Here is a 25,868-nt window from a genome sequence, read left to right as displayed (position 1 = left end):
TCAATTAGTTAAGAAAGCATGATTCTGTGGGTAATATTCGAGAGTTGCGGAATATATTACATTTGTGTTGGCGAATACACATATTATTGATAGAGATGTGATTAAAGCCTGTCTTGAAATTGATCTGTAAACATAGCTGATTTAGCTATTCCTGAATGGGATTAAGTGAGGCAAGCGCCACAACGTTAATCCAAATTCAGCTTTGGATGTAAAAACTACATTGGTGGTTTACCCACATCTGGCGACACATCAATCGATTGTTCTGTTGATACTGGTTCTATTACAAGCGCTTGTTTTTGTGAGCGGTTAACCAATACCACCAATAGTAACACCGGAAAACCAATTAAACTGGCAGCAATAAAGAAATTGATATAGCCAAAAGCATCAACGTACAAGCCTGAAAATCCAGCAATAAATTTTGGAAACAGTAACATAATCGACGACAATAACGCATATTGTGTGGCGCTATAACCACTACTGGTTAAGCTGGATAAATAAGCGATAAATGCCGCTGTCGCAATGCCTGCACTAAAATTATCCACCGATATGGCTAAGGTTAAAAATGGTACGTTGTAGCCAATATAAGCCTGCCAAGCAAACAGCAGGTTGGTGACCGCGACTAACAATGCACCTAAGAATAAAATCTTCATGGTGCCATAACGCATCAACAATACGCCACCAAAAGCGGCGCCGACTAAGGTCATGATCAAACCATAGACTTTACTGATAAAAGCGATTTCTTCTTTGCTAAAACCGATGTCGACGTAAAACACATTTGCCATAATCCCCATGACAATATCGGAGATACGATAGCACGATATTAACAATAATATGAGAATTGCACTTTTGCCATAACGTTTAAAAAAGTCAATAAATGGCAATACACTCGCGCAGTATAACCAAGCTAATGCTCCCGCGATGTTCACTGAGTATTTGGCTGCAAACTCTGCTCTTAATAGGTGCTCTGTATCGTCAGCGTGCTTGGTATCTACCTGCGGTTCTTTACTGCATAACGTGGTAATAATGCCAATACCCATTAACATCGCCATGGCAAAGTATGCAGTTTGCCATGCTTGTAGGTTATATGCATCATTATCTGGTGAAACCCAAGCTGCAATAGTTAAGGCACCCGCAGTAGCTATAATCATCGCACTGCGATATCCAACTTGGTAGGCTGCTGCTAGGGCCGCTTGCATTTTTTCTGGGGCGGATTCAATTCGAAAAGCATCAATGACAATGTCTTGTGTGGCTGAAGCAAAGGCCAAAAGCAGGGCACATAATGCCAAGCGTTCAAGATTGACCACGGGGTCGCTCACCGACATACCGAGTATGGCGCCTACTAAGCATAATTGTGCAAACAGCATCCAGCCGCGTCGTCGGCCTAAAAAACGGGTGAAGAAGGGGAGTGACATACGGTCGACGAGGGGAGACCATGCCCATTTAAAAGCATAAGTCAGCGCTATCCAGCTAAAATAGCCAATAGCGGCTCGGTCGATACCGGCTTCACGCAACCAAAAGCTGAGGGTAGAAAAGACTAGCATTAATGGTAAGCCAGCAGAAAAGCCTAGCAAGAGTAAAATGAATACTCGTTTGTGGTAGTAAACCGATAAGGCTTCACGGGTTCGAGATAAAAAAACCGACATAAGACAACTGGATAATGAAGAATGGCTCTAGCTTATGTTGCAAGGGGCTTTGGTTCAAGCCATTCTAAAAGATTATTCCATGAGTTTGAGGTTAAACCTGAATTTAGATGATTGCATTAAGGTCTGATCCCAATGCAGCTTTGTGGCACATTACCGCCAATATTAATGTAATCGCAACAATCATTAACTTGCTGACGTAAGTATTGGTTACCTTTAATTGTCCAACCTGACCAATGATCAAAGCAGTATAATAAGTGCCAAAATACCTTTTCTGTGTCGCTAGGTTGTTCTGTTATTTGATTGGGGTTGTTTGATATGAATTGCCATTCTTCAAGAACATCCCACATGTACAGTTGGATTTCTTTGTAATCTAATTGATTGTCTAAAAAAGCTTTGCCGAAATAGGCAAGTTGTGGTGCTTTGGTTTCAATGAAATCATTAGCCGTCATCATAATACGTCCTTGAGTATGCTTAATACGGTTGCCAAGAATTGCGCAGCTAACTGGGTGAATACTTATAATAGAGTATAGACGCTAATCTTGTTTTTGAAGATGCGAACGTGAAAAAAAGCCTCACTTTGTCATTCGATAGTACTACTTTCTTAATTTATCAGCTAGTCAATTTGTATAGGGTGTAAGCTGTGACGTAGTGTAAATATTTAACAACAACTGAGTGAGCTAGCCATGAAGGAAGGCTAGCAAGGTTATTTTTGTTGATTCTAAACTACTACCGATGAGGCTTAACCATCGGTAGTTATAGACGAATTATAGAGGATTAGCGAGGCAGTAAAGTGGCTTTTTTTAGCATGATGGTGTTAACCGGAACATCAGGCCAGTTTAATGTACTGTTGTGCTCCGTTGGTACAAGTGATATTGCTTCTAATACCTCCATGCCTTGGGTGACTTCACCAAAAACGGCATAACCCCAACGACGTTTGGAAGGATCTAGTTTCTTATTATCGCCTACATTGAAGTAAAATTGACGCGTTGCTGAATGAGGATCATTATCACGAGCCATTGCAATTGTACCAAAGGTGTTAGATAAGCCATTACCGGATTCGTTTATCACAGGAGCAGTGGAAGGGCGCTCTTCTAATTTTGCGGTTAATCCGCCGCCTTGGACCACAAACTCGGCAATAACACGATGAAAAATAGTATTGTCATATTCGCCTTTAACTACGTACGTTAAAAAATTATCAACGGTGAGTGGTGCACGGGTGCGATCTAATTCAACCACTATTTTCCCCATAGAGGTATCAAACTCAACTTGTGGATATAAGGTGTCTTTTTGGATATCGATCGCAGCGTTGGTGCTTAAACTGGTTAATAACAATAGGCAAGTGGTTAGCCATTTCAACATAATATGCAATCCTTTTTTATTGGCATCTTTTGATGCCAATGTTGGGTAAACGTGCTGTGTTAGCGTTGAATAAATTGGTGCAACTCTTTGTCGTTAAGAATTTCGGTAGTGAGTTTATCAACCAGCTTGGTGATATCTAATTCAAGTGTGGCGAAGTCTGGGCTTAATGGGCCTTTTAAGTAACCATTAGCATTATATGTTTTAGTAAATTCTTGTTGCGCATTTTTAGCCAAAACGTTGATAACTAATCGTGTTTTTGATTCAAAACTAAACGTGGTGTCTGTCACATCTGCGAGCAAATAGTTCAGTTGAAATTGCACTGAATTACGTGCTGCTGGGTCAATAATATAGCCGGCTTTATTCATTCCATTACGAAACAGTTTTTCCAACTGTTGGCGAATCGGTTCACTTGCACTGACCAGTTTAGGTGGTTTGCCTTCTTCATTAAAACGCACTACAAAACTGGCTTCACGTGTGTCAATAGTTTCTACCATGACAGGAAAATCGGCTTCAGTTTGTAACTGAATAGCGCCCAGGGTGGGATTAAGGCCGACATGAGTAGGCTCATAACTTGCGCAGGCAGTTAACATTAATGTAGAAAGTAAAATAGGGATTAGTAACTTCATGAGACAACAATTTCGAACTATAGGTAGTTAAAGGATACCAGAATTTGTCGGGGTTTCCAGCACCCCTAAGGTTATGTTGTTAAAAACATAACCTTAATAAGGGACATCATAATGTATGCTGGTGGAGTTAAATATTAAGATATCGATCTTAATCGATTTTAAACTGTGGATACTAAACATAATGTATCACGTTTGTTGACATAGACGGCTGAACAATTAAGGTTAGTATGATGCAACTTAGGTCTAATAAACAATGTGATGTAGGTAATACCATGCAACATAAACAGCCACAATTGGCTCCAGATAAATTAATCACTGCCAATGGCCAACCTGTATTTGGTGTATTTGATGGGATTGTTGATTTACTCAATGTGGATCAATTTGCTTATTCTACGGTAATGGATAAACCCGCATCGAAACTGGCAAAGCATTTTAATTTTAAACAATTCCAGTTTGTTAGCATTATTACCCCTCATTATATTGTGGCGGTTGCGATTGCCGATATTAGGTATGTTGCTAATGGCTTTTGTTATCTTTATGACATCAAAGCCAACAAGCTGACCCAGACACAATGGTTAACCCCATTAGGGGTTGGTTGTAAGTTAAGCGACTCTCCTAAGCATGGGCGCGCCGAAATCGGCCGTAAACACAAAGGTATTGTTATCGATATTGTCGATGGACAATGGCTGGTCGATATCAACCTTGCCGATATACAAGCCAATTTACGCATCCAACCTGCACCGCTGAGTTTACCGATAAGCTTGTGTACGCCCACAGGTTATAACGGTTGGACATATACTCAAAAGCACAATGGTTTAGCTGTAACAGGGCAACTAACCATTCGTCATGAACCACAGCCCTTAAATCATGCGCTGGCAGGTTATGACTTTTCGGCCGGATTTATGCGTCGCGAAACCAGTTGGCGTTGGGCTTCAATCAATGCCCAAACCGACGATGGTGTTATTGGGCTGAATTTAGCCGCCGGCGTAAACGAAACGGGTCAAACCGAAAATGTAATGTGGATAAATGGTGAACGCCACTTATTGGGTGCTGCACAGTTTGATTTTAATCGACGTTCACAGCAGGATGTATGGCATATCACTACCAATGATGGTCAAGTTGATTTGCATTTTAGACCGTTAAATCAACGCAGCGAAAAGCTCAATTTAATCTGGCTAAAAAACAATTTTAGACAATATATTGGCCATTTCAGCGGGGTGATTTGTGATAACAATGGCAATCAATATCGCTTAACAAACCAATTAGGGTTAACTGAAGACCATTTTGCTAAGTGGTAATGAATACTAATAATTAATCGAGTTAATCAATTGATTTTAAATGTTATTATGCAGTCTTTGAGATGGTCTATCGCTGAAAATAATAATTATAAACAGAAATGGATAACAATATGGACATGGATTTATTGATTGCTCATCCTGAGTGGTTATTACTGGTGTTAGCGCCGATATTTTTCGGCTGCATTTTATTGGAATGGTGGTTTGGTGTTCGCGCTCAGCGCTTGCCCAGCAATGCGCAATATCGTCCCGCTGAAGTGTTGTGCAATTTTGTATTGGCTGGCATGCATCAAGTTGCGGATATTATCGCGGGCTTATTTATTGCAAAAGTCTATTTACATTTTTTTGGCTGGCGTTTATTTGATATCGAAATGACATTATTCACCTTGGGTTTATTACTCATTGCTCAAGACTTTTGTTATTACTGGTTTCATCGCGCTAGTCATCGTATTCGTTGGATGTGGGCTGCACATGTAGTGCATCACAGCTCAGAAAATATGAATTTCAGCACCGCCTTTAGACAAAGCTTAATGTATCCTCTGGCTGGAATGTGGCTGTTTTGGTTACCTTTGGTGGTAATTGGCTTTGACCCTAACTGGGTGGTGTTTGCCGTATTACTTAACCTTGGGTTGCAGTTTTTTGTACATACTCAAGCCATTAAGTCGTTAGGGCCACTGGAGTGGATTTTTAACACTCCATCTCATCATCGTGTTCATCATGGTCGCAATCCGCACTATATTGATAAAAACTATGCCGGTGTACTGATTATATGGGACAAAATATTTGGTACGTTCGAGCCTGAGGTTGATACGGTTCAATACGGCATCACAAAGCCAGTAAACAGCTTTAATCCGCTAGTGGTCACCTTTAGTGAGTGGCGCGATATGTGGCGTGACGTGAGCCAATCGTCCTTATCATTAGGGCAGCGTTTTCGAATACTTTTTTCTCCACCGTCAACTCATCAACCTTCTGTCACCAAAACTGACCCGCGTTCAAACTAGTTTAAAGGCATGGGCTATTATGGCTTTATTGCCTTAATCGAATATATCAGCGGAATAGGGTTATTTTTGTGTCGTAACTGATAACCTTTTTCTTCTACATATTCTAGTCCTTCAGAGCAGTTATAAGGGCTATATTGATGTTCGTTAAATGACTCAATATTTAGTCCTGCATAAATGAGTGCGCTAATGACTTCGCTTATGGGATGCGGCCAAGTGACGACCGTTTCGATTTGGTCGTTGTGGTTTTCGGTGTAGGTGACTTCATCTTCAATATCGGGTTGTGATTGTGGAAAATAACTATAACCAGATAGCAAGTCGTTAAAAGGATGGAACTCAATCAGATGAAGTTCACCACCAGAGCGTAAAGCCCGTGCAACGGTTTGTGCCCAACGATTTAAATCAGGCAACCAAGATAACACCCCGTAAGAAGTAAATACCATGTCGTATTGCTGAGTATTGGTCGCACCAAATTGGTCAATATCTTGATTGATGAATGTCGCAGGTAATTGCATTTGAATCGCAAGCTGTTTGGCTTTCGCAATAGACTCACTAGATAAATCGACGCCAGTGACATTGGCGCCCAGTCTTGCCCACGATAAGCTGTCTTGCCCAAAGTGACATTGTAAATGCAGTAGGCTTTTATTGTGCACATCGCCGACTTGTTCAAGTTCAATAGGGTTTAACGATGACTGGCCTTGGATAAATGCGTCTAAGTCGTAAAATGCTGAGTCGAGATGGATTTTGGTTCGCTGGTTCCATGCGTGTTTATTGATGGCTAAATAGTCCATTTTAGTATCTTCTTATTGTTTTTATTGGGTAATTTTCTAAATTTTTTAGTAATTTTACTTGGCTGGATATTAATATAGCAACATATCATTAAGCTTGTAGTTAAGATCAAATAAAAAAGCTTGATAACTAGGTGTTATCAAGCCTGTTTGTAAGCAATTAAAGATGACGCTTTAGGTGCTATAGCATTATTAGTTTTTGATGTTCAATAAATTGATTAAATTCAGTTTTAGGGGCTATAGCGCCTTTATGCTGAATAACAAATCCAGCCGCTTGCGATGCTAATTTAATGGCGGTGTTGATATCTAAGCCAGATAATCTTGCACCAAGATACACTCCGTTAAACGAGTCGCCAGCGGATGTTGTATCAACCACATTAGCCACTGGTGTGATTGAAAAATGTTGCTGCTGATCATTAATCACGTAGTTAATGCCGCTTTCACCATTTTTGATGACGAGTTCATTGATTGCATAAGGCTGACAAAACGCAATAATCTCATCTACCGAGTGGATGCCATAGAGTTGATCGAAGTCATCAACCCCAGGTAACGCCACATCGGCCAAGCCAAAGGCAATATCAAACTGGACTTTGGCTTGTTGTGGATTTTGCCACATTCTCGCGCGGTAATTCGGATCAAACACAATACTGACACCCGCTTGCTTGCATTGTTTGATCATTTGCCAAAAGGTATCTCTATCTTCTGGTTTGATTACCGCTAACGAAATGCCCGAGAAAAATACCATATCTGCTTGAGTTATCTTACTGATGGCAGCATCGTCAATAAATTGCATCACTTGTCTTGCGGCAGAATCGCTGCGCCAGTAAGTAAAACTACGCTCACCTTGACTATCGGTTTGAATAGCATACAGCCCAGCAATTTTGTCAGGGCTCTTAAATACCATGTCGGTATTAATGGCCTCATCAGCAAAACTCTGTAGCATCGCCTGGCTAAAGCTGTCTTGGCCAATAGCCGTGACTAGGTGGGTATTAATGTCACTAAAGGTTCGTTTTAAATAAACCCCAGAGTTATACACATCACCTGCAAATGATTGCCGCAAGCTGGTGGCCGTGACCCGCTGCAATTCGACCATGCACTCACCAAATAAAAACACACTTTTCACCGTTATGATTTCCTTTTTACTTGTTGAATTTTACCGCCTAACCAAAGTGAGATTAACGCTAATGGGACCAGTGCAGCACCTAAAATAAAGAATGGACCATAGTCACCGCCTTTGGTCATCATGGGTACCAATTGAATGGTGATAATTACACTTAATACCGCAGAGGTACCGCTAATACCTGCTAACGTACCCACTGTTTTACCCGAAAAGTAATCACTCGGTAAGGTTTGTACGTTACCAATGGCGGTTTGAAAACCAAATAAGATAAGTGCGATAAGCCCCATTGCCATCCAAGGTGTAGCAGCTAGTGATGTTAATAATAATGATGGCAACATCACCATACAGCCTAATACTATGACACCACGGCGAGCTTTATTTACAGACCAACCGCGATGCATTAAATGACCACTAAACCAGCCTCCAAATAACGCTCCAACTGCAGCACCGACATAAGGTAACCAAGCAAATGCGCCAATTTGTTTAACATCAAAACCAAATTTTTCATTTAAATACAGTGGTAGCCAAGCAACAAATAACCACCAGATTGGATCGATGAAAAAGCGCGCAGCTATAACGCCCCATGCTTGACGGTGACGCAATAATTGCCCCATGGTGGGTACATATTCTTTGGCTTCTTGTTGCTCTGTTGAACATTGTTGACCTGTTAAAATATGTTGGCGCTCTTCTTCGGTGATCCATGGATGAGCATCTGGTGCTGATTTATAGATAATCATCCATGGAATAATCCAGATAATACCCAATGAACCAACAACAATAAAGGTCGCCTGCCAACCTAAAAATGCATATAGAAAGGCAATAAATGGTGGCGCAATAATTGAGCCTAAAGACGCACCAGAGTTAAAAATACCTTGTGCTAATGCACGCTCTTTAATCGGAAACCATTCAGCATTGGCTTTGGTTGCACCAGGCCAGTTACCCGCTTCACCTAACCCGAGCATGGCTCTGAAAATAGCAAATGAGGTTACGCTTGCTGCAACCGCGTGCAAGGCGATTGAAACTGACCACACGACAATTGACAGTAAAAAACCTAAGCGAGTACCGATAGCATCAAATATTTTACCAAATAAAGACTGACCAATAGCATATGAGATCATGAACACGGTAATAATGTTGGCATAATCGCTTTTATCTAAGCCTAAGTCTTCGGCTATGCCTGGCCACATAATGGCAAGGGCGGAGCGGTCAATGTAATTAATGACGGTAGCAAGTGCCACTAAAGTAACCACTAGCCATCGTAAGTGTTTTAGTTTGAATGGACTGTTTTTCATGTTAACCCCTCAACGAAGTCTTCGCGCGCAGGGCTAAAGGTATCAATTAAAATGCCGCCAGTTGGGCAAACCGCACCATGATCAACATGAGGGGGCACAAAAAAGCTGTCTCCCGCGTTCAGCACCTTAATGACGCCATCCACATTGACATGAAACTCGCCTTCTACCACATACGATACTTGTGAATGGCGATGGGCATGCACATAACCCTCAGCGCCTTTATCAAACCAAATTTTTACGGCCATGAGTTCATTATTAAACCCCAGCATTTGGCGTTTCAGTCCGCCACCGATATCTTCAATTTCGGTACTATCCCCAAACGAAAAATGTTCACTCTGTTGCATGATCTTACTCCCCATTTTTATTTTAATTTTTGTCTTAATTGAATTATTTAATGTTTAATAATTGGGCGCGTCCGCTAAACGGATATTGCACTCCATTAATGCTAATGACGCTTTGGGTACCTTGAGTTACCGCTTTATCTGTTTGGTTTATTGCCAGCAAATATTGTTGTCCATCGGTAAAGAGTATTTGCACCGCTTCTAGCTCATCTTGTTGATGATAGATTAGCCCAGCTACGCTGCTGGTGGCTGCTAAGGTGTATTCTTTTGATGGGTTGTACTCACCGTGAGGCTCTATCACACTGAGATAAGTATGATTAGTTGCATTCACTCGGTGAATGAACGACTGCTGTTGGCGTAAGTTCATATTGGGATCGTTGGCGCCCAATTGAGTGAATAACATTTTCTCGTCAGTGGCGTTGTTGAAGTTAGTATTAACTAACGTGCTAAGGGTATAGAAATGGCCATTGTCATTTAACCAAGTCACTTTAGCTAACTCGTTAGCGGCTTTCTCTTTGGTTAAGTTGGCGGTTGCTAACGACCATAAGTGCTGATAACCATTTTGGTTACCTAGCGTCGATAAGTGTGTCAACGAAGCCTGTCTGTCAAAGTTAGTGTCGATCAATTGTCCTTGATAATGTATCGGAAGGTCATATTGATGCGGTTTGTCTGCTGTGACTCGCATAATATCAATGCCAATAACCGCATCGCGTTGCTTAATGTTGACTAGAGCAAGTGTGCGTTTAAAGGCTACATCATCATAAGCCGTGTCAATTGATGCTGATGAGATAGTTAAATCTTGTTTAGCATCATAAAATGCTAGCTCGGGATGATGTTTATTAGCGAGGTTAACGTCACCGTTAAAGTGACTTTTTTCATCAACCACTAAGGTGTTATGGGCAATGGTTTGTTTGGCCCAAGATTTATTTTCTGGTAAATAGCGTCCGCCAAATTTAGCTTCAACATTGAGAAAACGCGCCGCACCGTAATCTGACACAATTTCATTACCCGCATCGTAAAATTGCCAGGTTAATTTATCAAAATGACCGTGACCTAAACCCTGTGAAGTTGCTTTAAAGACAATGGCTTGGTCGTTGGCTTCGCCTTGACGCATGACCACTAATGCACCGTCGTCACCATGTTGACCATCGCGAAATAACGCCGATGTAAATGGAAAGGGTTGCTGCAGATGGTTATCTAAGCCTTGGGCTACCTTGAGCCCATCACCGGTAAGTAAGATGTTGTTTTGCTGTTGGGCGATATCTAATAAGCGTGGGTCACCATTTAGGCCATAGGCTATCGCAACGCCATTAACTAACTCAATAGTGTCGATCCCTTTGCTTTTAATCGCATCATTCAATGGAAAAAATAGTTTGTTATAACTGAGTTCAACAGTGCTGGTAATCGCTTTAAGTAAAATGCCATCACGGTATTGGAATATTTTACGTTGTGGTTCGTTCTGCTCAATGGCTTTAGCAAAAGTCACAAACGGCATTAACGCATAACGCTGATAATAAGGCCCTTCATTGTAGTAACCGTCTGGCGAAAACAACTCGCTCAGCTGACGCATAAAGCCGCCTTTTTTGGCGAGGTTTAAATCGTATAGTGCACGTTCAACCCATAATGGTTTGTCTAGCACATAACCACTCATGCCTACCGCAGCGGTGGCCCAAGTACCATGGTTATGTACTTTGTTGAAGGTATGTGGGGATTGCTCTGATAAGAACAATGCGACAGGGGTAATCGCCCCTTTTTCGATACTGTTTCGTTCAGCAGGTGTCAGAGCATCGTAGATAAAGTCATATGCCTGAATGGTATGAACCAACCAAACTGCTTCATTGAGTCCTTGCCAAAATAATTTACCCTCATTATTGCTTTTACGCTTAGGGTGCAACGGGAGTGTTGGGTAAAGTTGGGCGTATTGCAACAGCATATTTTTAACGTATTTGGCATATTTTTTATCACCAGTAAGCTGATAAATAATGCCCGTGTCATACATTTGCTGGTAATTACTTTTGTGCTTTTCGTGAGTGTATCCACCGCCAGCATCTTTTGGGGTCGGAACCTCAATGGGTTGAGTAAGACCTAAATCAACGGCACTAAGCTTGGCATCAAATGCATCTTTAAAGGCACCCGGTTGTGTAATGGCCAGTTTCATGGCCTTAACGTCTTGCTGGTTTATGACCAAGTTAGGGTGACTTGCTGCTACTGCAGGCAGAGCAATACTACAGGCTACAAACGCAATGAATGTAAGTGGTTTTAGTGCCAAGCGGGTCATGCTTTTTAAGGCAATACCAGCCATATTCGTCAGTTGGTCTTTGTCGTTTTTGAGTTTGATGTTGTTCATAGTTTTTGCACTTTATTGTTGTTGATATCTGCAGTGTGTTTGCCAGCTGCAACCAGTTCGGTCACTTGTGGGCTAGCAGTATTGTTGAATTCATTATTGGCAATACGTGTTTTGGGTTCACCGACAGTGTGCTCAACAATAATAGGTGCACTATTATTAAATTTATTGTCTTCTACTTGGCTCATTTGCACCCCATGCAACTTCAAACTCGCCCCCGTTTTATTCCGCTTACCTAGGCCTACTTGAGTGAACACATTGTGGTTAACAGACACATGTGGCCCAAAAGTACTTTCGTCTGTACCGCCTCGGTATACAGAAGCAACAGCACCTTCAATATCTTCAAACTGATTATTGTTCAGCGTGAGGTATTCGGCGTTATAAATCCCTAAGTCATCAGTTTCTTTATTTAGGCGAAATAAATCCCCAGTAATATGACGGAACTGATTGTGGTTAATATTAATCATATCGGCAAAGGCGCGACTTCCAGAGTCAAAGAAATGGAATGAATGATTCACATTAAGTTGTTCAACGATGCTGTTAGTCATTTCAAAACGGTAGTTGATTAACATGCCCCATTTGCGGGTCCTAACTACGCTATTGCCAGCAGAGTCAGGGCTGTTAAGACCGTTGATGACTAATCCATCTAGTTGCAAGCTGCCGTTGTCTTGAATTTCAAATAAGCTTGGGCGCTCAAAACTAATAATGGCTTGACGAGGGTTTGCAGCTTTAAAGGTTAAGGTTTTACTGATAGCCAATATTCTGCTGACATTATAGCTGCCATCATTTAGCAATAAGGTATCGCCTGATTGAGCTTGTGCAACTGCGCTGGCGAGTTCATCGTCGGTTGCATTGACTTTGATGATGTTACCTGATTGAAATGCGACAGTAGGCTCAGTTTTGGGATACCAAGATGCACCGGTTTCTTGCTTTAATGTTGGGATTAAATTTTTACTGGCACCATATTGTGCAAGACTTGCATCGCTTGGATATAGCAAGCCGTTAGCTGCGCGTTTCATAGTGATATTTTTTGAACTAATACCTTTTGCCATTGATGGATTGAGATCTTTGCTGGCAAAGTTACTGAGGTTATCTGTAAAGGTTAGGCCGCTAACATCATCGTGCAAAGTAAAGGGTGCTGCTGGGCTAATAAACAAGTTTTGACTTAATGTGCTGTCTAAAGGCACTGCTGAACGTTCAGTGTCACTTCCCGCTGCGAGCTCAATATGGTCGAGGTTAATAAAGCTGTTGTGGTTAATATTGGCATTGACCACTTGATGATAGCGATTAATCGATGAGTTCGGTACGCCATTCATGATGGTAAAACCACTACCAAATCGATTGCCAGTTAATCCTTCTAGGTAATTGTTGGTAATGATTTGATCGCGGTTAATGACCCGGATCCCGCCAGTATGATCTACGCCATTACCTAAAAACACATTGCTGTCGATAGTATTACCGTTGCCGTGTCTTAAGGTTAATGTGCCGCGAGCTTGGTAAAATAGATTGTTTTGAATACGGTTTTTACCTGATTTAACCGAGATAATTTCCACTTCGCCATCGCAGCGATCAAAGTAATTATTTTCAACGACAGTAAATGAGTCTGTTAGCGAGTAGTGACTGGTGCCAATTCTAAGTGTTTCGCCACCGTTAGACCCTAATATTGGACGAGGTCCAAAATAATTATGATCTATTCTGTGATGGTTTTGCTGGCTGTCTTTACTGTCTAAACGCACTGCAACGGTAACGCCCACGTTGCGTTTACCAACAAAGTTGTTGTGATCAAGTCTATTATTCTGACCATATAAACTGACCCAGTAATCTGACTCTTGTCTGTCTGGATTACTATAATTATCAATAACGACTTCGGTTACACGAGAGTGAAAGGCCAGTTGTTTTTTATTTTTTCTAAAGGCGATGACTTCATTGCTAGGAGTGTAACCATTTTTAAAGACTAACCCAGAAACCTGTAAATATTCGCCAGCCAGTTTTAAGTTAGATTGGCCAGACAGGATCACCTTGCCTTTAGTTTCGGCTGTTAATTCAATTGGTGAGTCAGCAGTACCTTTAGCCATAAACAACACTTCAAAGTTTTGCCATGTACCATTTTTTAAAATGATTTTATCGCCAGGTTCAACTTGCTTTAGTGCCGTTTTGTATTCAGCTTGTGTTGCCACTAAGCGATCCTTTGCCTGCACCAAGGTTGATGGTGCGCAAAGCATTAATAAGACTAACAACTGAGTGAACAGCCAATGCGATGATGATGGCGTTTTATTATTTGAATGACTTATCTGCACTTGGCTTTTCTTGTTAAGTTTCACCGTTAATCTCCCCAGATTAGTTGATTTCCTTTTCTTAACGTAAACACAACGTTTTAATTACACTTTGTGCTTGAATAGAAACTAACCAATGATTAACATTATGTCAACCAAATTGTTATACCAATTGCCCGGTATTTTATTTTGGTGTTATTACCAATGTTTTTAAAGGTATGACAATGTGCTATTATTTTTATATTGTGATTAACATATCATGTTAATTAGTTGTTTGCTGCCATGCTATTAACCGATAGTATGTCAGTATTAAACCACTAAATTGGTTTTACTTTTCGAAGGAAGGTATATGAAAAACCGTCGTTTATTTTGGCGAATAGTTGATACGATTGAAGCTGGTATCGCCAGTGGCGAATATCCAGTAGGCAGTCGTTTACCCCCAGAGCGGGAGCTTGCAGAAAAGTTCGATGTCAGCAGGCCAACCATTCGTGAAGCCATTATTGCGCTAGAGGTGCGTGAAAAAGTTGAAGTGAAAACAGGTTCTGGTGTGTATGTCGTTAACAACAAACAGCAAAATGTAAGTGTCACCAATGTTAATGCCTTTGAGCTTACTCAAGCGCGGGCCTTAGTTGAAGGTGAAATTGCCGCCTTAGCGGCAAAGACGATTACAAAAGATGAGCTTGAAAAGCTTCATGGCACATTAGTTATGATGAAAGACATGCAAAATGTCGAAGAAGCCGACGAGTTGTTTCATCAAATTATTGCCTATTCTACTCGTAATGGTGCCTTAATTAATCTGTTTGAAAACATGTGGACCCTACGCTCATCAAGCAATGAAATCATTGAAGATTATAATATTGTTTGTAGCACCGATAATAATAAAACGTTAGCAGAGCATACGGCTATTTATCAGGCGTTATCTTTGCATGATGCGGCAGAAGCGCGTTTGGCAATGCATAAGCACTTTAATCGGTTAATTAATGTGTTGTTTGACAAACTTGAGCAACAGGCTTTAGAAGAAGTGCGTCGAAAAAACAGCGCAAACCGCGATTTATACTCGATTGAGAACTTAGTTAAAATTAAAGGCTGATTAACTTTATTGGTTTATTCTGCTGATTTGGGGCTCGACCACTAGGTGTCGTTACGATACCTGAGTATGCCTTAGGGGTTAATATACATTGTTAACCTTCCCGCTTTATTTTTTTTGGTCATACCAATTAACGTTTAATTTAAGACATTAGTACCGTATGATGGGGATAGTTTTAAGAGACTAACAAGCTGTAGTGGCGATGTTTTACCGCTATTGACCTAATGCATCTGGTTAGGATGACTGTTTTTTTGCTTGTAAAATAACAAATTTACCATTGGAAGCAATGGTTGTGCAGTTTTTGAAAATACGGTTAATTTTAACATGGTAAGCTAAGTGGCGATTACCTACTACGTGTAGAATGCCACCCGTTTTTAAACGTTTGTGGGCATCGACAAACATTTGCCAAGCGATATGATCTGTGATGGCTTCACCTTGATGGAAGGGAGGATTGCATAAAATAAGATCGGGAGTCACTTCAGCAGGTAGATTTGTCAGACAATCATCCCAATAAAAATGTCCCTGTGGCTCAGTTGATGTGGTGTTGTGTAAAGCGTTATTTTGCCAATTGTATGCCGCTGATGTTATTGCCATATCCGAGTCGTCTACAAAGTGAACCTCTGCATTGGGAAAACATTGTTTGGCATGAAGCCCCAAAATACCGTTACCACAGCCTAGATCGACAATATGCTTAAAATCTCCTTTTGGCATGTTATCAAGCAGGATTCGGGCACCAATATCTAATTTATTTGCAGCAAAAACGTTAACTAGGTTGTTGATGGTCAACCCTAATTCATCAATTTTCCAGCTCACTGGTTTCGCTATTGAGCGAGCTTTTCCGTCGCTGATGCAATTAATTACCCGAGTTTTTTTCCACGTTAAGCTGGCACTTGCTGGGCCTAAATTTTTATCAATGATACTCAGTAACGCAGCATTAATTGATTTTGCTTTTGCGCCAATTAACACTTGGGTTCCTGCCGGTAAAACCGTCGACAAGCGCGCCAGCTGTTGAGCAAAGTAGTGAAGGTTTTTCGGTAACTTGACCAACACCAGTTGGATACCTTGTGGCAGTGTATCGCGACTATTTAACGTTTTTAGGTTTGATGGGGAGAGGCGGTTATGTTGCACATTAAATTGGCACCCCAGCAAACTGGTTTTTGCATCGGTTTCCTGTGTGATTGGCCATTGCGGATCAATTTTGGCTAAAGCACACGTTAACGCACCAAAGCTGTCGTTGAGTATTGCTGTTGGCACTACTTGTTGCTCAGTGTCGATTAAGTGTTTAATTAAATGTTCGTCAGCGGCGTCCCATGCTTGTAAATTAGATGCTTGTTGAGTGGGGTAACGAAATAGTTCTAGTTCAATGCCTGCACAAGCAAATTGGGTGGTCATGGGTGTATTACCTAAATAAAAAATATTGATGCTATAAAGCTGGAGGCATTTGTAGTCGAATGCTCAAGAGATACTTAGCATTATCTCAGATATCACCAGATAGCGCGAGACTTAGGTTATAGAGGCAAAGTTTGCTATTCATTAAGCTGTTAAGTAAATTGTGAATTGAATAAACAGTTTCTAGGTGACGTGATGAAAGGTGCTGGTGGAACAAGTGGTGGTATTGGGCCGTTTTTTATTGGTTTGGCTATGATGTGTGGTGGGTTTTACATGTTGCTTAATGCTATCAAAATTACTAGCTCATTTGGGTTCGGTAGCCATTTATATCAATTAGGTGGATTTGGACTCACTAGTGGCATGGTCATGATCCCGTTTATATTTGGGGTTGGATTGATGTTTTATAATGCTAAAAACCCATTTGGTTGGCTACTGACCTTTGGTTCACTTATCGCACTCATTTTTGGAGTGATAAGTTCAATTAATTTTCGATTCTCATACATGAGTGCATTCGACTTAATTGTGATTTTAGTGCTTAGTTTGGGTGGATTAGGTTTATTCTTACGTTCTTTAAAAGCGATTGAAAAACGTTACCCGCAGACCTGATTTATTATAGCGGCTGCTAGCGGTTAACAGCCGTTAGTTTCAACATTTATAATTGGGCGGTCATTGGCAGACGTAACTTGTCTATAACGTAAATAACATTGCGCTTTGCCAGCATCTTCTTCTATAACACCATGCCAATATACCCATGCAGTTATAGGCAAAGTGCTTGCGCGTTGTTGCCAATCACCTTCGGGAATATTCATTAGCATTGCAATACCAGAGGCTGTTCCGTCGGGGTAACCATAAGCTAAATCAACATCAACCCCATCAATATTAAGCGTTGTCGTCGCAAATCTATCTACTCCGGCAATCGAGGCTTTTGAATAGGTTAATGTAGCAGCCGATTGCATGGCTGTTTCCATTCCTTTCATAGTCGATACAATTGCATCGGTTCTGAAATTAACGAATTTACTTGCAGCAATAACGGCTAATATAGCCAAAATGATAATGACGACAACTAATTCAATTAATGTAAAGCCGTTAGATGTATTTATATTGTTTTTTATCATGATATTCATACTGTTTTTTTAGTTGATGCTAGCATCTGTTTGAAAATAGGAGTCAACAAATGATGTACATACTTGATTAGTAAGGCATCTACAATGTTGCATTTTGTTGTTACTATCAGCAAATCTTAGTTATATACACTGGTAAATACTGTGACGAATTCTACGACTACTCCAACAGCATCCAATATTGCTACTAAACAACCTTTATTACCTTCGGTGTTGCCTTGGATTTTACATTTTTTATCACCTTACAAAGCTAAGGTTGTGGCTTCGATAGTATTTTTGTTCATTGGCTCACTTGCTTGGTTGTCACTGGGCCAAGGTGTAAAGCTGATGGTTGATGAAGGGTTTGTTGCTGATAATGCAGGAAGATTAAATGAAATAATGCTGATTATTATCGGCATAACGGCTGTTAGTGGTACCGCGGTCTTTTGTCGTTTTTATCTAATGACTTGGTTAGGTGAGCGCGTTAGTGCCGATATTCGCTTACAGGTTTATCAGCATTTGTTGTCTTTATCGCCGGGTTTTTTTGCAACTCAGCGAACAGGGGAAGTGATATCCCGATTTACAGCCGATAGTACATTGATTCAAAGCGTGGTGGGTTCTAGTTTATCGATGGCTCTGAGATCGTGTGTAACCGTATTAGGTGGCATTGTCATGATGGGGTTTACCAGTGTTAAGCTAACTGCATTAGTGTTATTAGCCGTGCCTTTGGTGTTAGGACCTGTCAGTTTTTTTGGCCGTAAAGTAAGAACATTATCTCGACAGAGCCAAGATAAAGTTGGCGACTTAGGTGCATACATTGATGAAACACTGCACGAGATCCATACTGTGCAAGCCTATACCCATGAAGGACAAGACCGTCAGTTATTTGCCCGTCGAGTCGAAGCCGTTATGGATGTGGCTAAAGGGCGAATAAAATATCGTGCGTTATTAATCTCGACGGTAATGTTTTTAAGCATTGCTGCAATATCCTTTGTTACTTGGGTAGGCGCTAAGGATGTTGTTTCCGGAAATATCACTGGTGGCGAACTGTCTGCATTCATGTTTTATGCTGTTATGGTCGCTGGCGCGGTAGCAACCATTAGCGAGGTGTTTAGTGAAATTCAGCGGGCATCTGGTGCTGCGGAAAGGTTAATGGAACTGGTAAATACGCCAATTGATATTCCACAGCAACCTAATCCCAATCAACTCAGATTACCGATTAAAGGGTTATTACGTTTTGATAATGTGGTGTTTGCATACCCCGCAGATGCGAATCAAGACGTTATCAGGCAGTTATCTTTGACGATTAAACCCGGTGAGCGAGTTGCGCTTGTTGGCCCAAGTGGTGCGGGTAAGAGTACGATGTTTGAATTGATGATGCGATTTTATCAACCTAAAATGGGGCGGATTTTATTGGATGGTGTTGATATTTCGACCTTGTCACTCAATGAGTTACGTCAACAATATGCCTTGGTTCCGCAGGATTCGGTAGTGTTTGCCATGAATGTGCTGGATAACGTGCGTTATGGCCGCTTAGATACCAGCGATGAAGAGGTGATGCAAGCATGTATTGCAGCAAAAGCGGATGAGTTTATTCGTGAGTTCCCCGATGGATATTTAACGTATTTAGGAGAGCGAGGGGTGCGGTTGTCCGGTGGTCAGAAACAGCGGATTGCTATTGCAAGAGCCATTTTAGCTGACCGGCCATTATTGTTACTCGATGAGGCAACTAGCGCACTGGATGCTGTTAGCGAGGTAAAAGTTAAGCAAGCACTTGATTCATTAATGGACAAGCGTACCACGGTGATCATTGCCCATCGCTTAGCGACCGTGATTAATGCAGATCGTATCTTTGTGATGGATAAAGGTCAGTTAGTTGCCAGTGGAACACACAATGAATTAATGACAAGCAATGCGTTATATCGCGAATTTGCCAGTTTACAATTATTGATGCAAAAGTAGTTTTGACGATTGGCCCTGATGTAATAAATAAAAAGATGCCTAGGCATCTTTTTATTTAGGGATGAGAGCCATATACGATGCAGTTACTTGCGCAATTCTCTACGTAAAATTTTACCTACTGTGCTTTTGGGTAATTGATCCGTAAATTCAATAATTCGTGGCACCTTATATGCTGTAAGTTGGCTGCGGCAATAGTCGTTAATGGTTTGCTTGATGGCTTCAAAATCGCTGGGCTGTTGCTTTAATACAATCACTGCTTTAACGGCTTCACCAGAACGCTCATCTTCAACGCCAACTACTGCACATTCAAGTACTAGTTCATGAGTCGATAAGACGTCTTCTACTTCATTGGGATAGACGTTAAACCCAGACACAATGATCATATCTTTTTTGCGATCAACAATGGTGTGATAACCATCTTCACTGGCAATAGCAATATCACCGGTTTTAAAGAAGCCTTCTGTTGTCATCACTTTGGCGGTTTCTTGTGGTTTATTCCAATAACCTTGCATAACTTGTGGGCCGCGAACGGCCAACTCGCCAGCTTGTCCAATGGCGACCTCATTATCGTCCATGTCGAGTATCTGTACTTCGGTTCCGAGAACTGGTTTGCCAATTGTACCAAGACGTTGATAGCCTGGTGCGTTTAAGTTAACTACAGGAGAGGTTTCTGACAATCCATAGCCTTCTGAAATCATACACCCAGTGGTTTGTTGCCATAAGTTAGCTGCTGCACTGGTTAATGCCGTACCACCTGAAATAGTAATGGTCATTTTACTGAAATCTAACGCTTTAAATTCGGGTTGATGGCATAAACCGACAAACAAAGTATTTAAGCCCGCAAACCCAGTAAAAGGATAGGCTTTCATGGTGTTGATTAATCCATTTATATCGCGTGGATTAGGGATCAGTACAGAACAACTGCCAGATTCAAAATACAGCACTAAATTAACCATAAATGCATAAATATGGTAAATCGGTAAGGGAGCAACAAAAATATCATGTCCTTCATTCATGGTGCTGGCAATGCGCGATTTTACTTGAGCTGAGTTAGCTAATAGATTGCCATGGTTGAGCATTGCACCTTTTGATAAGCCTGTGGTGCCGCCTGTGTACTGTAAGGCAATTAAATCGCTATGTTTTGGTTTCACTGCTTGGTATTGATGTTTCGCGCCTTCAGCTAATACGTCAATAAAAGTCACTTTTGGAAATGACGTGTCTGTTTGAGGTTGTGGCTGAATAAGGTCCATTGCATGAGTCGAAATTACCAGCTCTATAGGAGTGTTTTTGATCACATTGGGTAGTGTTGGCAATAAATCTGACAGGATGACTAAGGCTTTTGCGCCAGAGTCATTAAATTGATGGGTTAATTCTCGTTCTGTATACATTGGATTAGTATTCACCAACACCATTCCTGCACGGATAACCCCATAAGCTGCGATCACAAATTGGGTAATATTTGGTAATTGAATCGCGACTCTGTCTCCTGGTTGCAATTTAGTGCAATGTTGCAAGTAAGCAGCAAAATGGCGTGAGTCTTGTTCTATTTCATTAAATGTCGTGTTTTTTCCTAGACATGCGTATGCGATGTTGTCGGAAAATTTGTTACAGGATCTCTCGATCAGATCGACGATAGATGTGTATTGATGTAAATCTAGTGTTGAATCAGCATCATAAGACATGCATATCCCCTATAATTTTTGTGTTGTTATTGTTATAAAATCAAACGTTCGTTTAGATTCATTTTACTAAACTACACGGGTCGAGATTAATTGGCAAAGAATGATAGTAAAATTGATTTTTGATGATTTTTTACCTTATCCGATGTGTAAAAAAACATCAGTTTTAAACGTAAAGTTTTATATACATTAGTTTTGTTGGTTGTTTTGTGAGCAAAAAACAGATTGTTGAAAAAAAATCATAATGTGATCTATATCACCTAAAATCAGCTATTTACAGTATTCATTGTAAATTTATTATTTAGATATTGCTTATTTGTTTTAGAAATTGTTAGCAATTGTGTTTTGGTTGTTATAAAAGTGTAATCGAAATAAGGATTGTTTCACTTATAAAGAAGTTGGTTTTAGGAATGAATCACCTAAAAATCAAGTTGAAACACAACAATAATAAGCAGTTGGGAAGATAATAATAATGCAATCAAAAAAATCTACATTTGGTTTTAACTCATTGAGTTTGGCCATTTCATTTGCACTTGCCGGAACGGTTGTTAGCTCGCAAGCTTTTGCTGCTGACGAAGAAGTTGTTAAAGAAAACGTTGAAAAAATGGCTGTGGTGGGTTCTCGTGCTGCACCTCGTTCAATCGGTGACTCACCTGTCCCAGTTGATATTATCAGCAGTGACGACCTTAAGAAAAACGGCTCCACAGACATGATCGATATGTTAGTGACCTCTGTACCGTCGTTTAACTCTCGTGCACAACCAATTAGTGATGCCGCGACGCTCGTTCGCCCAGTGAACTTACGTGGTTTGCCGTCAGACAGTACACTTATTTTAGTTAACGGCAAACGTCGTCATCGTGCATCGGTTATTGCTTTCCAAGGTGGTGGCATTAACGATGGTGCTCAAGGCCCAGACATTTCGGTTATTCCTGGCGTGGCATTAAAGCAAGTTGAAGTATTACGTGACGGTGCTGCGGCGCAGTATGGTTCGGATGCAATTGCGGGCGTCATGAACTTCGTATTAAAAGATGCTTCTGAAGGCGGTTCTATTACCGTTAGTCAGGGCGAATACTATGAAGGTGACGGCGCTGCAACAACGATTGATGGTAATGTTGGTTTACCGCTAACAGATGATGGTTTTATTAACATTAGTGCGCAATATAAAACTGCCGATGCAACCAGTCGTAGTGTACAACGTCCGGATGCTTTTGCAATTGCCGATGCGGGTAACGAATTTATTCAAGACCCTGCACAAACCTGGGGTAACCCTGAAATTGAAGATGATTTTACCGTATTCGTAAACTCTGGTTTTGATATTAATGATAAGACCCATTTATACGCTTTTGGTAATGTATCATCACGCAAAGCAACAGGTGGTTTTTATTATCGTAACCCGCATAATCGTGGCAATGTTTACTCGGTTGATGGTGGAGAAACGCTATTAGTTGGTGACGTTGGGTTAGCTGAAAATGGTGTCCCATCTTGTTCGTGGGTAGGTAATGTCCCTGCTAACGTTGGAAATGTGCTAGATACTGACGCCTATAAAGCGATGGTCGCTGATCCAAATTGTTTCTCTATGAACCAAATTCGTCCTGGTGGGTATACACCGCAGTTCACTGGTAAAATCGAAGACATGTCTTTCTTTGCGGGTATTAAAGGTGAGTTAGGGGAGTGGATGTATGATGCCAGTGCGGGTACTGGTAGCAACAAAGCCAGTTTTGGTTTAAAAAACTCACTTAACCCATCTATGGGATTAGATACACCGACTGACTTTGACACCGGTTCGTACGAGCAAGTTGAAACCACAGTTAACGTCGATTTTAGCCGTTACGTTACTATCGGCAGTTTAGAAGATATTAGTTTTTCGACTGGTTTTGAGTGGCGTGAAGAGTCTTTCGAGATTGGCCAAGGTGAAGAAGCGTCTTGGATTGCTGGTCCTTATGCCGATCAAGGTTTTAACATCGGATCACACGGGTTTAAAGGTTTTGGTCCTGAATCTGCAGGTAAAAATGACCGTAGCAATATTGGTATTTATGCCGATGTAGAAGCGCACTTAACTGATGATTTCTTGGTTGGCTTAGCATTACGCTATGAAGACTTTTCAACCTTTGGTGACACGTTAAACTACAAGTTAACTGCACAGTATATTGCAACGGATGAATTATCATTTCGTGCATCGCACAGTACCGGTTTCCGTGCGCCGACAGTTGGCCAAGAAAACGTGGTTAATACCCAAACTTCGATTGTTAACGGTGACCTGATCCAAACCTTTATAGCACCACCAACGAATCCATTAGCGGCATTTTATGGCGGTGAAGTATTAAATCCAGAAGAATCTGTAAGTTATGCTGCAGGTTTTGTGTATGAGTATGACAACTTATTCTTAACAGTGGATTACTACAATATTGAAGTAACGGGTCGTATTGCGCAGTCTAGCCAAATCGCGGTTGAAGCAACTGACTACGATGCATTACGAGCTGCAGGCGTTGAGTTCCCAGAGTTAATTTCAGCGGTAACTTATTACACCAACGATTTTGATACTACAACTCAAGGTATTGATATTGTTGGGTCATACACAACAGAAATGTTGTCAGGTGATGCGAAATTTAGTTTAGCTTATGGTTGGACTGATACCAGTGTCGATAAGTACAATTCAGAAACAACAGATGAAGGTAAAGTTCGTCGTTTAGAAGATGGTATTCCTGCACACCGAGCTACCCTTACTTGGGGACAAAGCTGGGATGACTTAAGCATGTCTTTACGTGGTAATTACTTCGGTGAGTACTATGCAACCCATGCTGATGATACGTCTGATTGGGGCTCTGAAATGGCTGATGCAGCGGTGACTATCGATCTTGAAGTCAGTTATGCTGTACTTGATAACTTAACTGTTTCAGTGGGTGCTAATAACATCTTTGATCAAGAAGCGCAGAAGCTAAAAGACGGCACATTGGGTGAGTTAGGTGCAGTGTACTACGAAAGTGGTCCATTCGATTACAACGGTGGCTACTACTATGGCCGTGTAAATTACCGCTTCTAAGTATTAGCGATATTCAATAGCTAAACCAATAAAAAAGACTGCTTCGGCAGTCTTTTTATTATCAATCGTTTTGTTAAGCAATTTGTCTTGAAGACTATATATTCTTCAGTGTTATCAAGATTAAGTATTTTATTTGACGACTAAAGATAATGCTTGGTATACATCGTTAATTATAAGCGCTTTAGGCAATTCAATACCTTCTGGGTAGGATGCGCCATAGATTTTATTAAACGGTGTGCCGGCAACCGCTTGTTGTCCCATATACTGCTCAATGACAGTATCCGCTTTGGTCCAGTTACCTTGCATGAGTACAATGTGTGGTTGATTTAATTGTTTTACCACTTGTTCACGATGCAATACGTTGGCTTTATTGGTTTTGCAAGGGACGCACCAGTCTGCGGTGATATCAACAAATACAATTTTACCTTGTTTGACATAGGTAGCAATTTTTTCAGGTTCAAGCGGCTGCCAGCGTAATGTTTGGTACGCTAGATAGTTCTCTCCTTTATTTACAAAGGCGATAATTCCCGCAAAACACATTCCCATCAATGCAAGCATAATGATCACTAAGGTTGGGATAGACTTTCCTTGGAATTTAGCCCAGGAAAGTCCTGCTACAGCAGTAAAAATCACCACGAGCAGTATTATCATTAACGTTGTCATAGGTTTCCTAGATAAAGCTTTATCATGTTGTCTTGTGAGGTTACATTAGCAGCGCATACTTAATTGGCTGTTAAAATGTATTTTTACCTGTATCGGTTGTGATAACCATAAAAAGAGGTGTTATGGCGTTAAGTACTTGGTTGGGGCTATTAGCAATATGTTGTTTGGGAGCGATGTCTCCGGGGCCGAGTTTAGCTATGGTGGTGAGGCATACGCTTAGTGGCGGTCGTCTACATGGTGTGGTTTGCGCTTGGGCACATTCAATTGGTATTGGTGTCTACGCTCTTGTGACCTTACTCGGCTTGGCTGCCGTGCTAAAAGCATCTCCTTTAGTCTTTAATGTTATTGCTGTCATGGGGGCAATTTACTTGGCTTGGATGGGGATTCAAGCGCTAGGCTCTAAAGGAGGGATGCAGCAGAAACTCATTTCTGGTGAGCCAAGCAGTTTATGGATAGCAGCTCGAGATGGGCTTGCTATATCGTTGTTTAATCCTAAAATTTTACTATTTTTTTTAGCTTTATTTAGTCAATTTGTTTTGGCAGCGCAAACGACAGCGGGCCAAACCTTGATTGTGTTTACGCCGTTAGTGATGGACGGTTTGTGGTATACCATTATTGCGTTTTTATTGTCGCACTCTGCTGTGCTACCTAGGTTACGCGAAAAAGCAAAGCTGATTGATCGGTTATCTGGCATAGTACTTATTTTACTTTCGATAAGAGTGATTTACACACTTTTGTAGTGTTTATACCAATCCTATTAAATATGTGATCTTTCAGCGGGAGTTCAAAGTGCTGTAGGCAAGGCAGATGATTGAAGCGAATAGTGATCCTCGGTAACAAGCTCCTGCGTTACTCTACCTCCAGCATCT

21 protein-coding genes are annotated in these 25,868 nt (G+C 41.0%); 7 read left to right on the top strand and 14 right to left on the bottom strand.

Annotated elements, in window-relative coordinates; all coding sequences use genetic code 11:
- Nucleotides 1-215 precede the first annotated feature (215 nt).
- From ACWXWT_RS05135 to ACWXWT_RS05120, 4 genes are all read right to left on the bottom strand, one after another.
- Nucleotides 216-1,643: an AmpG family muropeptide MFS transporter gene (locus tag ACWXWT_RS05135; protein ID WP_456040539.1), complete on the bottom strand. Its 1,428-nt coding sequence runs from the start codon at nucleotides 1,641-1,643 to the stop codon at nucleotides 216-218.
- A gap of 116 nt (nucleotides 1,644-1,759) precedes the next feature.
- A complete protein-coding gene (locus ACWXWT_RS05130) occupies nucleotides 1,760-2,092 on the bottom strand; it encodes a hypothetical protein (protein WP_456040565.1) in 333 nt (110 codons plus the stop codon).
- Nucleotides 2,093-2,417: 325 nt separating this feature from the next.
- Nucleotides 2,418-3,002, bottom strand: coding sequence for a peptidylprolyl isomerase (locus ACWXWT_RS05125; protein ID WP_456040538.1), 585 nt, complete (start codon nucleotides 3,000-3,002; stop codon nucleotides 2,418-2,420).
- 59 nt (nucleotides 3,003-3,061) lie between these two features.
- Nucleotides 3,062-3,628, bottom strand: a complete 567-nt coding sequence (locus ACWXWT_RS05120; RefSeq protein ID WP_456040537.1) for a YajG family lipoprotein — start codon at nucleotides 3,626-3,628, stop codon at nucleotides 3,062-3,064.
- A 272-nt stretch (nucleotides 3,629-3,900) separates the two neighbouring features.
- On the opposite strand from ACWXWT_RS05120, the gene ACWXWT_RS05115 reads away from it, so the two are divergent.
- Both ACWXWT_RS05115 and ACWXWT_RS05110 read left to right on the top strand, forming a co-directional pair.
- A complete protein-coding gene (locus tag ACWXWT_RS05115; RefSeq protein WP_456040536.1) occupies nucleotides 3,901-4,926 on the top strand; it encodes a DUF2804 domain-containing protein in 1,026 nt (341 codons plus the stop codon).
- A 110-nt stretch (nucleotides 4,927-5,036) separates the two neighbouring features.
- Entirely contained in the window at nucleotides 5,037-5,924 is an 888-nt protein-coding gene (locus tag ACWXWT_RS05110; RefSeq protein WP_456040535.1) for a sterol desaturase family protein, read from the top strand.
- Nucleotides 5,925-5,941: 17 nt separating this feature from the next.
- Here ACWXWT_RS05110 and ACWXWT_RS05105 read toward each other — a convergent pair whose 3' ends face one another.
- From ACWXWT_RS05105 to ACWXWT_RS05080, 6 genes are all read right to left on the bottom strand, one after another.
- On the bottom strand, nucleotides 5,942-6,712 hold the full coding sequence (locus ACWXWT_RS05105; protein WP_456040534.1) for a class I SAM-dependent methyltransferase: 771 nt from the start codon (nucleotides 6,710-6,712) through the stop codon (nucleotides 5,942-5,944).
- Nucleotides 6,713-6,890: 178 nt separating this feature from the next.
- Nucleotides 6,891-7,832: a sugar kinase gene (locus ACWXWT_RS05100; protein WP_456040533.1), complete on the bottom strand. Its 942-nt coding sequence runs from the start codon at nucleotides 7,830-7,832 to the stop codon at nucleotides 6,891-6,893.
- 2 nt (nucleotides 7,833-7,834) lie between these two features.
- Nucleotides 7,835-9,121, bottom strand: a complete 1,287-nt coding sequence (locus ACWXWT_RS05095) for an MFS transporter (protein ID WP_456040532.1) — start codon at nucleotides 9,119-9,121, stop codon at nucleotides 7,835-7,837.
- Nucleotides 9,118-9,465 (bottom strand): cupin domain-containing protein, encoded by a 348-nt coding sequence (locus ACWXWT_RS05090; protein ID WP_137222629.1) that lies wholly within the window; start codon nucleotides 9,463-9,465, stop codon nucleotides 9,118-9,120. Before ACWXWT_RS05090 ends, ACWXWT_RS05095 begins: the two co-directional genes overlap by 4 nt.
- Nucleotides 9,466-9,508: 43 nt before the next feature.
- Nucleotides 9,509-11,740 (bottom strand): heparinase II/III domain-containing protein, encoded by a 2,232-nt coding sequence (locus ACWXWT_RS05085; protein ID WP_456040564.1) that lies wholly within the window; start codon nucleotides 11,738-11,740, stop codon nucleotides 9,509-9,511.
- Nucleotides 11,741-11,805: 65 nt separating this feature from the next.
- On the bottom strand, nucleotides 11,806-14,028 hold the full coding sequence (locus ACWXWT_RS05080) for a chondroitinase-B domain-containing protein (RefSeq protein WP_456040563.1): 2,223 nt from the start codon (nucleotides 14,026-14,028) through the stop codon (nucleotides 11,806-11,808).
- A gap of 400 nt (nucleotides 14,029-14,428) precedes the next feature.
- On the opposite strand from ACWXWT_RS05080, the gene ACWXWT_RS05075 reads away from it, so the two are divergent.
- Nucleotides 14,429-15,169 (top strand): FadR/GntR family transcriptional regulator, encoded by a 741-nt coding sequence (locus ACWXWT_RS05075; protein WP_456040531.1) that lies wholly within the window; start codon nucleotides 14,429-14,431, stop codon nucleotides 15,167-15,169.
- Between the two features lie 231 nt (nucleotides 15,170-15,400).
- Here the strand turns inward: ACWXWT_RS05075 and ACWXWT_RS05070 are convergent, their stop codons facing one another.
- Nucleotides 15,401-16,558: a methyltransferase gene (locus ACWXWT_RS05070; protein ID WP_456040530.1), complete on the bottom strand. Its 1,158-nt coding sequence runs from the start codon at nucleotides 16,556-16,558 to the stop codon at nucleotides 15,401-15,403.
- Nucleotides 16,559-16,750: 192 nt separating this feature from the next.
- On the opposite strand from ACWXWT_RS05070, the gene ACWXWT_RS05065 reads away from it, so the two are divergent.
- On the top strand, nucleotides 16,751-17,161 hold the full coding sequence (locus ACWXWT_RS05065; RefSeq protein ID WP_456040562.1) for a hypothetical protein: 411 nt from the start codon (nucleotides 16,751-16,753) through the stop codon (nucleotides 17,159-17,161).
- A gap of 23 nt (nucleotides 17,162-17,184) precedes the next feature.
- Here the strand turns inward: ACWXWT_RS05065 and ACWXWT_RS05060 are convergent, their stop codons facing one another.
- A complete protein-coding gene (locus tag ACWXWT_RS05060) occupies nucleotides 17,185-17,679 on the bottom strand; it encodes a prepilin-type N-terminal cleavage/methylation domain-containing protein (RefSeq protein ID WP_456040529.1) in 495 nt (164 codons plus the stop codon).
- Between the two features lie 177 nt (nucleotides 17,680-17,856).
- On the opposite strand from ACWXWT_RS05060, the gene ACWXWT_RS05055 reads away from it, so the two are divergent.
- Complete coding sequence (locus tag ACWXWT_RS05055; RefSeq protein ID WP_456040561.1) at nucleotides 17,857-19,617, top strand: ABC transporter transmembrane domain-containing protein; 1,761 nt, start codon at nucleotides 17,857-17,859, stop codon at nucleotides 19,615-19,617.
- An 83-nt stretch (nucleotides 19,618-19,700) separates the two neighbouring features.
- Here the strand turns inward: ACWXWT_RS05055 and ACWXWT_RS05050 are convergent, their stop codons facing one another.
- Complete coding sequence (locus tag ACWXWT_RS05050) at nucleotides 19,701-21,299, bottom strand: AMP-binding protein (RefSeq protein ID WP_456040528.1); 1,599 nt, start codon at nucleotides 21,297-21,299, stop codon at nucleotides 19,701-19,703.
- A 466-nt stretch (nucleotides 21,300-21,765) separates the two neighbouring features.
- Between ACWXWT_RS05050 and ACWXWT_RS05045 the strand changes: the two genes are divergently transcribed.
- The gene (locus ACWXWT_RS05045; RefSeq protein ID WP_456040560.1) at nucleotides 21,766-24,336 is read left to right on the top strand and encodes a TonB-dependent receptor plug domain-containing protein; all 2,571 of its coding nucleotides are present in this window, start codon (nucleotides 21,766-21,768) and stop codon (nucleotides 24,334-24,336) included.
- A gap of 129 nt (nucleotides 24,337-24,465) precedes the next feature.
- On the opposite strand, the gene ACWXWT_RS05040 is transcribed toward ACWXWT_RS05045, so the two are convergent.
- Entirely contained in the window at nucleotides 24,466-24,999 is a 534-nt protein-coding gene (locus ACWXWT_RS05040) for a thioredoxin family protein (RefSeq protein ID WP_456040527.1), read from the bottom strand.
- Nucleotides 25,000-25,121: 122 nt separating this feature from the next.
- Between ACWXWT_RS05040 and ACWXWT_RS05035 the strand changes: the two genes are divergently transcribed.
- Entirely contained in the window at nucleotides 25,122-25,739 is a 618-nt protein-coding gene (locus ACWXWT_RS05035; RefSeq protein WP_456040526.1) for a LysE family translocator, read from the top strand.
- Nucleotides 25,740-25,868: the final 129 nt, after the last annotated feature.

The sequence above is a fragment of the Shewanella sp. A22 genome (assembly GCF_053850585.1).
The sequence above is the reverse complement of the archived record's forward strand: the minus strand, read 5'-3'. Positions and strand labels throughout refer to the sequence as shown.